Source organism: Pacificibacter marinus (assembly GCF_900109555.1).
In the GTDB taxonomy this organism is placed as follows: Bacteria; Pseudomonadota; Alphaproteobacteria; order Rhodobacterales; family Rhodobacteraceae; genus Celeribacter; species Celeribacter marinus_C.
The window spans coordinates 149286-161849 of record NZ_FNZV01000002.1 but is presented as its reverse complement, the minus strand read 5'-3'; the positions used below and the strand labels follow the sequence as shown (position 1 = coordinate 161849).

At 52.9% G+C, this 12564-nt stretch carries 8 protein-coding genes, 1 tRNA gene and 1 pseudogene; 1 reads left to right on the top strand and 9 read right to left on the bottom strand.

Translation table 11 applies throughout. The annotated features are described in order from the left end of the window. Positions 1–180: 180 nt before the first annotated feature. Positions 181–288, bottom strand: a pseudogene (locus BM025_RS03970) (transposase); the annotation flags it as partial. A gap of 29 nt (positions 289–317) precedes the next feature. Between BM025_RS03970 and BM025_RS03965 the strand changes: the two are divergent. Beyond that, positions 318–767 carry a tyrosine-type recombinase/integrase gene (locus BM025_RS03965; protein WP_085847819.1) on the top strand — a complete coding sequence of 150 codons (450 nt, stop codon included), beginning with the start codon at positions 318–320 and terminating at the stop codon, positions 765–767. Positions 768–794: 27 nt separating this feature from the next. On the opposite strand, the gene BM025_RS03960 is transcribed toward BM025_RS03965, so the two are convergent. From BM025_RS03960 to BM025_RS03925, 8 genes are all read right to left on the bottom strand, one after another. Continuing rightward, a tRNA-Ser gene (locus BM025_RS03960) sits at positions 795–884 on the bottom strand. A 112-nt stretch (positions 885–996) separates the two neighbouring features. Beyond that, a complete protein-coding gene (locus tag BM025_RS03955; protein WP_085847820.1) occupies positions 997–1713 on the bottom strand; it encodes an alanyl-tRNA editing protein in 717 nt (238 codons plus the stop codon). Beyond that, a complete protein-coding gene (locus BM025_RS03950; RefSeq protein WP_085847821.1) occupies positions 1710–4157 on the bottom strand; it encodes a DUF3772 domain-containing protein in 2448 nt (815 codons plus the stop codon). The genes BM025_RS03955 and BM025_RS03950 overlap by 4 nt, the downstream gene beginning before the upstream one ends. Next, complete coding sequence (locus tag BM025_RS03945) at positions 4157–5188, bottom strand: cysteine synthase A (RefSeq protein WP_085847822.1); 1032 nt, start codon at positions 5186–5188, stop codon at positions 4157–4159. The genes BM025_RS03950 and BM025_RS03945 overlap by 1 nt, the downstream gene beginning before the upstream one ends. 139 nt (positions 5189–5327) lie before the next feature. Continuing rightward, the gene (locus BM025_RS03940) at positions 5328–6689 is read right to left on the bottom strand and encodes a cytochrome P450 (RefSeq protein WP_085847987.1); all 1362 of its coding nucleotides are present in this window, start codon (positions 6687–6689) and stop codon (positions 5328–5330) included. 11 nt (positions 6690–6700) lie between these two features. Next, a complete protein-coding gene (locus BM025_RS03935; RefSeq protein ID WP_085847823.1) occupies positions 6701–7924 on the bottom strand; it encodes a hypothetical protein in 1224 nt (407 codons plus the stop codon). Positions 7925–7996: 72 nt separating this feature from the next. Beyond that, on the bottom strand, positions 7997–8746 hold the full coding sequence (locus BM025_RS03930; RefSeq protein WP_085847988.1) for a cytochrome c biogenesis CcdA family protein: 750 nt from the start codon (positions 8744–8746) through the stop codon (positions 7997–7999). A 177-nt stretch (positions 8747–8923) separates the two neighbouring features. Continuing rightward, positions 8924–11950, bottom strand: a complete 3027-nt coding sequence (locus tag BM025_RS03925) for an Rne/Rng family ribonuclease (RefSeq protein WP_085847824.1) — start codon at positions 11948–11950, stop codon at positions 8924–8926. Positions 11951–12564 lie beyond the last annotated feature (614 nt).

The window sequence follows — 12564 nt, the reverse complement described above, 5'->3', positions numbered from 1 at the left end:
CCGTCGTGTGGGTCGCCTTAGGCAGCCCCCCAGATCGTTATTAGACCTCGCCTCACTGCGTTAGAATGGCATCAAGATAATCAGACCCCAGAGGAATAGGGCGATAACGGACAGCAGTCACATGTTCAACATTGTACCCATTAGGACTTCTCAGCTGATGACTTAAACCAGAAATGGACCTGTCGCTGAGCTGATCCCATGCATGCGGCATACATCAGCAGTCTTCTCGCCAGCTTCCTGTTCCTTGATCAGCGCAATGATCTGCTCGTCCGTAAATCGTGCCTTCATTTGTCCGTCCGTGTCTGACGTCAGCGCCTATGGGTCCAAAAAACGTCAAAAAAGGCTGGCTAGCATGCAAGCACGCAAAGACAGGCACAACAAGCATCGTACCGCTGTTTATTGACAACCCACCCCACTACTATCCGAGCAATACATATCTTCAGGCCTGTATCGACGCATCGCCCCGCCATCTAACATACCTAAGCACCGCCCAAGGTGGATCGCGCAGCCCCAAAGCTGCCGGACAGTGGTTTGCACAAGCAGCGCGCACAGCAGGCATTCAAAAGACAGCCCACGGCGTCAGGAAACTATTAGCATCCTACATGGCCGAACATGGGGCAACAGACGGCCAACGCATGGCGATCCTTGGCCACGATACAACCTCACAAGCGCAAGACTACGCAAAATCCGCAGATGCCCGCATGATCATATCAGGAACAAAATTTGACAACTCACCCCAACAAGTTGTCAAACTTGTCCGTAAGTAGCTGTAAACAATAACAAAAAATTGATAGTGGCGGACAGACAGGGATTCGAACCCTGGAGACGGTCTCCCGCCTACACACTTTCCAGGCGTGCGCCTTCGACCACTCGGCCACCTGTCCGTTGGCGGGTTTCTAACGAACCGCTGCAAGGGGGGCAAGCCCTCAATCGTACCAAAATGAAGGTTTTTGAAAAATAGATTTAAAGGACTGTTTTTATTGTATTTCTATCAGATTAATCGAGGTGAATAGTGACACGCCGGTTCATGCGGCCCTTTTTCTCGATCTTACCAATCCGAATACGTCCAATTTCCGAGGTACGCGCCACATGAGTGCCACCACAGGGCTGTAAATCCACCTGATCTGAGGTATCGCCAATCCGTACAAGACGCACATGTCCCTGCCCTGTTGGCGGCATCACAGACATGGTTTTTACGATTGAAGGATCGGCAAGCAATTCAGCGTCGGTGATCCATGTGTCGCTGACTTGTAAATCTTGTTCAATCAAGGCGTTAAGCGCATCTTCAAGGACAGTTTTATCGTCAAGCGGCATATCCATCGCGAAATCAAGACGGCCCTTTTCTGAACCGATCGCCCCACCCGTGACAGGCAAGGGAATGACCACAGACAAAAGATGCAGCGCAGTGTGTATCCGCATATGACGATGACGCCGCACCCAGTCCAGACGCTGCAAAACCTGTGTTTTCAAGGGCGGCAAAGCTGAGGGTTCAGACGGCACCAGCACAATGGTGGTATTGTCGCCTTTGATCGTCGTGGCAACATTGATCGCGCCGCCGTCCCATTCAAGACGTCCACTGTCTCCGGGTTGGCCGCCCCCTGTGGGGTAAAAAATCGTTGCATCCAAAATGATGCCGCCCTCTGGCGTGTGGCCGACAACCTCGCCTTTGACATCCTGCAAATAAGCATCATCGCGAAACAAGGCTTGGGTCATGTTGTTTCTGCCTCGCTGGAACTGCCATCGCTCGGTACGTCGTGGGCGTCTTGATTTTGGGTTGTGACAGGTTTTATTTCAGCTTTGATGTCATCCTTGACTGTTGCGGCTTGCGTGCGGCCCGCATGCAAAGCTTCTGGATTTCTAAGCCAAATATCACGTTGCGCGAATGGGATTTCTATACCGTTCTCTGCAAATTTTTGCGCGATTTCGTGGTTTACATCACTGGTCACCTGCAAAATCGTAGAGACATCTCGCAAAATGGCGCGCACTTCAAAATCCATTGAATCTGCGCCAAATCCCACAAACCAAACCTGAGGTGCGAGACCATAGGCGATGCCGGGCTGCGCTTCGATAATTTCACGCAAAATGGCGTCAACACGGCGCGTATCTGTGCCATAAGCCACCCCGACTTTCAACGTCACCCGCCCTAAAGAATTGCCGCGGGTGTAGTTGGTAACCGAGTTTGAAATCAGATCCGCATTGGGAACGATGACGTCGGTGCGATCAAAGGTTTCAACACGGGTCGAGCGCACTGAAATATTGCGAACAAAGCCCATTTGACCGCCAACTTCGATCCAATCCCCTTCGGAAATGGGGCGTTCAATCAGCAAGATGATACCAGACACAAAGTTTTGTACGATGTTTTGCAGGCCAAAACCGATACCAACGGACAAGGCCCCCGCGACCAGTGCGAGCGCAGACAGATCAATGCCTGCAGCCATAATCGCGCTGATCGTGGCTAAAAATACGCCGACATATCCGGTGCCTGATACAAGCGCGTTTTGACCGCCTTTGTCGATTTTTGTCTTTGGCAAGATGGTTGAAGACAAAGCGGCTTTGATCAACCGCGTCAAACCGAATCCTATAGCGAAAACAATGAGAAACGTTAGAACGTTGGTGATGGACAGATGCGCATCCCCCAAGGGAATCCCCTGTTTCATCCGCGCCCAAATTTCCCAAAGCTGCTCAACACGTGCGCCCCAAACCAAGGCGAAAGCCGGCAATGAGGCTGTGAACAAAGCAATCGAAACCAACACCGGAACAAGGCCTTCGCCTGCGTCCTCATCGCGCTTGATCAGCGCACCATGAAGATCAGAGGCGAACCGAGAAGTCACCAAAAGCGTGCAGAGCAACCCGATGGTCAAAACCGATGGGTAAACAATGCCGCTGGCCGCGGGCATGTACCCCACAGCCCCCAAAAGAATGGCAAGCAATGCAGCGGGGCGTAAAATTTTGACCGCGGAACGCGCCACCAAGGCAACAAAGCCCGCGCTGGCACTGGTTTCTTCAACGGGACCAAAATTGGCTTTTTGCGCGCGATCCAGAGCAAACAAAATTTGTGCCAATCGAAACAACGACAGCGCAGTGAGCACCACCAAAGGGAAGCGCAAAACATTGAAAGACCCTGCATCATAACCGTCGATTTTGGCCAAATCACGCAGCAGCAGATCAACACCAAACATGACAGCCATAAGAGCCAAATGGCCCGAAGCTTCGCGTGCTTGCACAGGGGATAAATCAAAGGTCGCGTCAGAGGTTTCTGTCGCAAAAAACACCCGCGACGCCAACCAGCGCGCGGTGAAATAACACATGCCAATGACAGGCAAAGCCGAGAACAACGCACTGCCACGTTCCCCGAGCACGGTTGAAATTTGTGCAGCTTCACTGAGGGTAAACAGCCCTGCAACAGGCAAAACGACCTGTCCCAAAGAGCCAACAAACCCAGAGACGCCCTGCCCCGAAATACCGCTAACCAAGCCTTTGACCTTGCGCGATGCTAAATCGGAAAAATGACGCCCCCGCAGGATCAAAAACAACGCAACTATGACCAACAAAAGCCCCGTGGCTGCGTTAGATTTCAGTGTTTTTTGCACGGAATCGCTGTTGATATTATCAACCATCGCGGTCCATGCCGTCAGCCCAGTATGGGATAAATCCGCAATGGCTTTGGGCCAAATTACAGGGTTCAGCGGTGTTGGCCCAAGCTCCATCAAAGCATCCGCTTGGCGCGATTGTAGTACGCCATCGATTTCGCCAATCAGTCCATCTGCACGGGTGTATGATTCATCAGCGCTGCGGACAGGCGCAAGTGCCGCGTCCAATTGTTTAGACAACTCGGCCCGCCGTGCGGCCACATCGCTGGGCTCTTCTGCACCATCTGTCGGCGCGGGGCCCAGTGTGGCGACTTGCGCGCGGATCGTTTCAATCCGCGCGGCATTGGTGGATTGCGCAAGCAAAAACCGTTGCCGCCATTCCACCAAATCACTGCGCGCCGATTCAAGGTCTACATCCGCAGTGGCGACATTTTCTAAAGACGTTTCAATGTCTTGCGCAAATGTTTGCCACGCTTTGTAATCGGGTGCCGTCGTGTCTTGCCCCAGAACTGCCACTGGCAGGCACAGGGTTAAAACCAAAATAAGGCGGCAGATTAGATGGCGCATTAGCCCTCGTATACGTCTGGCAAAGCCCGTGGTCCGCGATCAAGCCACGTTGGTACAGGCAAGCCTTTTTCTTTCAAAAACTCAGGGTTAAACAGCTTTGATTGATACCGCGTACCATAGTCGCACAGAATGGTTACGATTGTATGCCCTGGTCCCATTTCGCGCGCCATTTTCATTGCACCCGCAACGTTGATACCAGACGATCCACCCAAACACAGACCTTCATGTTCGAGCAAGTCAAACACAACAGGCAAAGCTTCGTGGTCGGTGACTTGGAACGACATATCGGGTGTGAACCCCGCGAGGTTGGCGGTGATACGCCCTTGGCCGATGCCTTCGGTGATCGACCCACCTTCGGATTTCAATTCACCCGTGGTGTAATAGCTGTGCAAAGCCGCGCCCATGGGATCGGCCAGACCGATTTTCACGCCTTTGGGCTGCAATGCCATACCAACGCCTGCCATGGTGCCGCCAGACCCGACAGCACAGATAAAGCCATCGACTTTGCCATCTGTTTGGTCCCAAATCTCAGGTCCCGTGGTTTCAATATGCGCTTGGCGGTTGGCGGTGTTGTCGAACTGGTTGGCCCAGATCACGCCCTCATTGGTCTCGCGTGCAAGCTGTTCGGCCAAGCGACCAGAATACCGCACATAGTTGTTTGGATTCTTATAAGGTGCCGCAGGTACTTGAACCAATTCGGCCCCAGCCAAACGCAGCATGTCTTTTTTCTCTTGGCTTTGTGTCTCGGGGATCACGATCACAGTGCGAAAACCCAACGCGGAACCGACCAACGCAAGCCCGATGCCTGTGTTGCCTGCCGTGCCTTCGACAATCGTGCCGCCCTTTTTCAACAGCCCTTTGGCCATCGCATCTTTGATGATGTAAAGCGCTGCGCGATCTTTGACAGATTGGCCAGGGTTCATGAACTCGGCCTTGCCCAAAATCTCACAGCCAGTCGCCTCAGACGGGCCCTTTAGGCGGATCAATGGCGTGTTGCCGATTGTGTCGATGAGATCTTGGTTCACGCGCATATCAGGGCGCTCCTTTTAATTTCGTGCTGTTTGAATATGTAGAACGAAGGTTCGCCACACTCAAGCCTCGCCGCACTATTCAAGGACACTGTTTTGCAAAAGCGGCCCGCCTAAGAACAGAAAGCCAAACCACGATGTGTTATGACGTGCCGCGTTTTTCCAATTCAAGCCAAATGCCATCTTGTGATCGCACCGTTAAATGCGCCACGGGCACGGGCATCTTGTTTGCAACCACGCGCAACTTGTAAGCCTGCGCAATCATCGCCAAAAGCATCGGTCCCTCAACCATGGCAAAGCCCGCCCCAGTGCACACACGCGGCCCTGATGAGAACGGAATATAGGCATCGCGCAGGCATTGTTTTCCGTTGTCGGTTTTGAACCTGTCAGGGTCAAAGGCATCGGGATTATCCCAAAAACGTTCGTGGCGTTGTAGATGCCAAGGCGACAGCACAATCTGACTGCCAACAGGCACATCACGCGCACGAAACCGCTCAGGACAGGTGGTTTCGCGCACCATCATCGGCACAGGCGGGTACAACCGCAACGTTTCACGAAACACATCTTTGGTGTAGCGCAGCTTGGACAGGTCCGAGAACTGCGGATCATCGCCAAACGCCGCGCCCTCGGCTGCGACTTTTTCTTGCACGTCAGGATTAGCCGCCAAAAGCCATAGCCCCCACGCCAAAGCTGAGGCAGAAGTTTCATGCCCCGCTAAGAAAAAGATCGCCACCTGATCGACCATTTCCTCAGCCGTAAAGGTCTGCCCCGTTTCGGGATCGGCAGTGGTCATGATCTTGGTCGCCAAATCATCGGGTGCTGTGCCCGCATTGATTTCGACCATCCTGTCGTCCGTCAACTTGCGGATCAAAGCACGGATGACCTTGGCGGTTTGTTTGGTACGCTTGCGATGAAACCGTGGCATCCATTTCGGCAATGGCACAAAGGCCGCGATGTTTAAAATCGGTTGTTCGCGCTGATGATCTTGAAACTGGGCAAACACATCACGGGCAATTTCATGTTCGATGGGAATGGAAAACAATGTGCGAAAAATCACGTCGGCTGCGGCATGTGACGTGTGTGGCTCCATGTCGATCGGGCCAGTTTGCCCCTCAAGACGTGCCACGGCAGAACGCCCCGAGGCCACCATAGCGTCAAATGTATCGCGCAGACGCCCGCCCTCAAACGCAGGGTCAATAATGCGCCGCTGGCGTTTCCATGCTTCGCCATTGGTCAAAAATACCGACCCATCGCCCAACAGCGGCCTAAGCCCCTCAGCGATGCGCGATGACTTTGGAAAATCCATGGGCCGCTCATTCAGAACCCGTTTGATCAAATCTGGTTGGTTGACCAAATATGACCGAAAAAACGGCGTACGAAATTCGGCCATCCAAGCGCGGTACAACTTGGCAGGCTGCGCCGATAAAATGTCTTTGCGAAACAATTTCACATAGTTGCGCAGACTGGTTTTGTCGGCCCGCGCGGTGGGTTTTGGCGGGATCATTTTTGAACCCTTCATGACGCCATCTCCGTATATCTGTTGGCGGCTGTTTCAATGCGACTTGGGCTTGGCGCGTGGTCTTTAAAACGTGTTTTCAGCGTCTGAGGCCCTGCCGTGATTTTGAAATAATCGTACTGTGCAGGCCGATCAAACGCGCATAAATATTGAAAATGCAGCCGGAAAAACCGCCGTTTGAGTGTGGCTTGCATGTCCAACGACAAGGTTTGGGTGAAGGCGGCAGAAATAACCAAAGGCCACTTTTGCCCTTCAGGCGCAACACCGGACACTTTCACAGGATCACACAGTGCAAACGAACAGGGGTCACCGGGCGCTGTGACATCAAGCCAAAACAATTCGTCTCGTGCTGACAGATATGCCAAATCACGGCGCAAAACCTTGGCGTCGGGCAAATAGCTGACCATCGGCACGACCTGCCCCAACGATAAAAATGCCAATCGCGGCCCGTCTTTTGGCACCTGTCCTGCGCGGATCAAATCCGCCAAAACCGTCACGCCCAAATGCGCGCCTGAAGAATGCCCGACCAGCAAAACTTCGTCCCAATCTTGTGTCAAAGCCTCGGCAATATCGGATTGAAACGCAGCACGACGCGCGATCATCGCGGGCGGATCGGCCCCACGCCACCGCGCCGAAAACCCGTAGTCATGCATCAAATAATAGGCGAAAAATTTACCATCTTTGATTTTGAACCAACTCAAAACCCCGTAAGAACACCCTAGAGAAATAATTAAAAACAGTGACTTAAACAGATAACCTTGCGTAATCAATGAAAGCAAATTGTAAATCCCGCTCCCCAAAGCAATCGCAATCAAAAGCTGAACCAAAAGGATCGCCACGGGGTAAAGCGCTGCCAAAACAGGACCACGGCGCAGCTTCATCAACCCGCTCAAAGCGCCTGTTGAGATGTAAATCCAAGCGGTGCGCAGCAAGATCCAATAGGTCTGAAAAACACCGACATCCATGCTGGATTGTACGATATCGGACCAGACCAAAACATCGATGTCACTGCGGGTTTGAACACCATCGATTGTACTGTCAACGTGCCAGCCAAAGCGCGGGCCTGACTTGGCGGACAACGCAATGTCATAACCAGAAATATCGGCCTGTTTGGTGCTTTCAGTGCGGTAAAGTTCACGATATCTGCGCGGTGGAATCGGGTCATAGCCGGGAATATAAAACACCCGTCGACGCGTGACCGTTTCACCATTTGAACTGTTCATACGCGAAACTCGCTGCCCTACATCCTGTCTCTACAGCATGTTAGCGCATGTTTTACGATTGCGTAAGCGGTATCACCCCAAAGCGCTCAGACTGGGAAATGTCTCTAAAAGCCAATAGCTGAGCCGTGAAAACGCGCCTGTCAGCAACATAAGGCCCACAAACACCAACAGAGCGCCCATGACCTTTTCAATCAGCCCCATGTGACGCTTGAGACGGTTCATAACAGACATCGCGCGGGTGATGAAAATAGCGGACAGCAAGAAAGGCAGCCCCAGCCCAATGGCGTAAATACCCAGCAATGCCGTGCCGCGCGTGACCGAGCCCTCAGTGGCGGCAATCGACAAGATCGCGCCAAGTTGCGGACCTATGCAAGGCGTCCAACCAAAGGCAAAGGCCAGACCAAGCACATATGCGCCAAAAGACGATCCACCTTGATCGCCAGCGTCAAGCCGCGCTTCGCGGTCTAGAATGGGAATGCGAAAAACAGACAGAAAGTGCAGCCCCAAGATGATGATCACACCGCCTGAGATACGACTTAAAAGCACTTGATTTTGCAGAAAAAAACTGCCCAAAAATGATGCCGTAAACCCGAGAAATAAGAACACGGTCGACAGGCCAAGCACGAACATCAATGCGGGTACAATCGCTTTGCGTGTGCCGCGATCGTCGGTCAATTCCCCCATCGAAATACCAGACATATACGCCAAATACGGCGGTACAATCGGCAAAACACATGGGCTGATGAAAGATGCAATACCAGCGGCCAGCGCCACAAGCATGGCGGGAAGCAGGGTCGCGTCAAAGAGGTCAATTCCAAACATGCGTAAGTCATGCCACGGGTTTGGCGCGAAGAAAAGCGGCGCGTGGTCGCGGCTGGTCACATTCATGTGGGCGCTCGTAACATTGGCGGGCAAGCCGCTGCCAGTCCCGCCCCCAAAGCAAAAGGGCGGCCAGCATATACTGACCGCCCTTTGAATAAGGTGTTTGGGGTTGGCGTTTTAGCCGCCCATGCTCCACCAGCCTTTGCGCTTGGGTTTGACCGGCGCTTCTGGCGCAGGTTCCACAACCGTTTCTGGTGTTGCCGGAATTTCGACCACTGGCTCTGCCACTGGCGCAACAGGTTCTACGACAGGGACTTCCACCGGCGCAGGCTCTGGAGCAACCGGTTCAGACGCAGGAACCTCAGTTGGCGTTGGCGCTACAGCTTCAACAGCAACATTCTCAGCAGCTGCAGCTTTTGCGGCTTTATCTGCTTCAATTTCTGCTTTGGTCCGACGTTTGCGCGGGGCACGTTTCGGTTTTTCAGCAGGTGCTGCTTCTGAAGTCTCAGCGTCAGCCACAACTGGCGTTGCCTCGGCATCGGCATCGGCCTTTTTACGGCGCGTGCGTGTGCGTTTTGGTTTTTCCGCAACTGGTTCTTGCGCAACTGGAGCTTCGTCTGTTGAAGACTCTGTTGCAGAAGCATCAGGCCCCGCAACTTCAGCAATCGCAGCCTCATCCGCAGCAGGCTCAACCTTTTTGCGGCGTGTGCGTGTGCGTTTCGGCTTTTCTGCGGGCGTCTCTTCAGACGCCACCTCGGGGGCTGCTTCTGCGCCAGCGTCCGCTGGTGCCACCTCAGTCGTTGCGCCATCAGCGCCTTCGGTTACGTCAGCAGCCGCAGTTTTGTTGCGCCCCCCACGTGAGCGACGTGTCCGAGTGCGCTTTGGTTTGGCGTCATCATCGGATGTCGCATCCGCATCTGTAGATGGCGCATCGGATGTCTCGGTAGGCGCGTCAGACGACGTATCGCCATTTTCAGCGCCCTCTGCGGATGTTTCACCCTCAGATTGATCCTCGGCTTGATCGCCAGATTTGCGGCGACGACGACGACGACGACGTCGTTTTTTCGGTTGATCTTCGTCCCCTTCAGCGGCGGGCACAACAACGGCCTCTTCCACTTCAGCCTCAATAACCTCTTCCGCCTCGACTACGTCCTCATCGAGTTCATCCATAAACGAAGCAGAGGCAGAAATCACATTGGTCGCGACCTCTTGGATCACCCGTGTCGCGGTTTTGAATTTCTCCATAGAGAAGTCAGGCGAAATCAGATGTGGGTCGGCTTCGATCCGCACAGCCATGCCATAACGCGCTTCGATCTGAGCGATCTTTTCACGTTTCATGTTCATCAAGTAATTGACGATGGCAACAGGCGCTTTCAGCAACACTTCTTTAGAACGACGGCGGGTGCCCTCTTCTTCCAACTGGCGCAAAATGGTCAGAGCCATGTTGTCATCGGAGCGGATAAGACCAGTGCCGTGACAGATGTGACATGGCTGGGTTGTCGCCTCAAGCATACCGGGACGCAGGCGTTGACGTGACATTTCCATCAGACCAAAGCCCGAAATACGGCCCACTTGAATGCGGGCACGATCGGTTTTGAGTTTGTCTTTCAGACGCTTTTCAACCGCCGTATTGTTGCGACGTTCTTCCATGTCGATAAAGTCGATCACGATCAAACCAGCCAAATCGCGCAAACGCGCTTGGCGTGCCACCTCTTCGGCAGCCTCAAGGTTGGTTTTCAAAGCTGTGTCTTCAATTGATCCCTCTTTGGTCGAGCGACCAGAGTTCACATCGACAGAGACCAAAGCTTCCGTCACTTCGATCACGATGTAGCCGCCCGAGCGCAATTGCACCGTGGGATTGAACATCGAACCTAGGTAGCTTTCGACTTGGAAACGCGCGAACAGCGGCAGGTTTTCACGGTAGTTTGTGACGTTTTTCGCATGCGTTGGCATGATCATCCGCATGAACTCTTTGGCGGTGCGGTAGCCTGCATCGCCTTCGACAATCACTTCATCGATATCTTTCGAGTAAAGATCGCGGATGGAGCGTTTGATCAAATCGCCCTCTTCGTAGATTTTCGCAGGCGCGACAGATTTCAGCGTCAATTCGCGGATCTGTTCCCACATGCGTTTGAGGTAATCGTAATCGCGCTTGATTTCGGTCTTGGTGCGTTGCGCGCCAGCCGTGCGCACGATCAGGCCTGCGCCTTGTGGCACATCCATCTCGTTGGCGATTTCTTTGAGCTTTTTGCGGTCGGCAGCGTTGGTGATTTTGCGAGAAATACCACCACCGCGCGCTGTGTTTGGCATCAAGACGCAGTAACGCCCAGCCAAAGACAGGTAAGTTGTCAAGGCAGCGCCTTTGTTGCCACGTTCTTCTTTGACCACTTGGATCAACAGGATTTGGCGAACTTTGATAACTTCTTGAATTTTGTAGCGACGTGCACGAACTTTGCGACGTGGACGAATATCTTCTTGGATATCGTCGTCAGAAACGTTTTCGATGTCATCATCATTGTCGTCGTTTTCATCGCTGTCGTCAGAATCGTCTGATGTATCGACGTCGGAAGACTCATCATCCGCAGATGTTTCTGGTGTGTCTTCTGGTTCTTCAACAGGCGTTTCGTTCACTGTAAAAGCGGGCGATGTGCCCTCTTCAACATCAGCGAAATCTGCGATCATTGCATCTTCGGCGCTGCTTTCAGGCTCAACGACATCCATGCCGGACACGTCTGAAGCGCCAGTTTCGGTATCGCCAGTCTCGGCATCGTTCGTCTGGCCCTCAACAGTATCGATATCGGCAGTCGCCACCGCATCATCCGATACAGTGTCTTCCGCTTTGCTGCGTGTCCGAGAACGCGACCGACGACGTGAAGAGCGTTTGGGCTTTTCGTCTTCTTCTTCTTGCGCCTTTGCATCAGCCAGTTCTTCGGCCAAAATCGCTTCGCGATCCGCGATTGGGATTTGATAATAATCAGCATGGATTTCGGAAAACGCCAAAAATCCGTGACGGTTTCCACCGTAATCTACAAAAGCAGCCTGAAGGGATGGTTCGACGCGTGTTACGCGTGCGAGGTAAATATTGCCAGCAAGCTGGCGTTTGTTTTCGGATTCAAAGTCAAATTCTTCAACCTTGTTTCCGTCGACCACCACAACGCGGGTTTCTTCCGCGTGGGTGGCATCGATAAGCATCTTTTTAGCCATTGTTGTCTTTCAACACCCGCAATCGGCCCGTCTCTCAAAGAGGTAAGCGCACGGAACTGGGGGTGATTTTTGGGGGCAATGCCAGACGCGGGCAAAAGAGCGGGGGCGCTAGCGCCCTCATACAGCTCAAAATTTGCCTCTGCGCGTTGCATCGCGTTTTTTCTCCGGCGCGCTTAAAACAAAGTGTTTCACGCACCCATTCATAAATCCTGCGGCCATCGTTGGGGCCATCAGGTGTTGCTCTGCCACGCGGTTTTGTCGTGCCGTTGGCGCTATCGGTCTGCGGTGTAAGCGGGCGGCACACTATTATTTGGTGCCATCTCCAACGCTTGCTTGCAGCGAATTTGTCAAACGCAGTGCTAATCCAAGTCGATCATGGCACAGGCGTATCCTTTATCAGTAGTGGTCACTGTGGATGAATACAACATGCAATTTCATCGCAAGGCCCTTGTTTCCCCTTGGGCTGATAAAACTATTGTTGAACAGACATAAAAAGTTAACACTATATTGCACAAGACAGCCTGTTTCAAAACCCAACTGACGTGTGATCTGTCTGTCATATAGCTTTAAATGCAACGTTACCAAAACGTCGCCCGCACGTCATTAAACCTCGC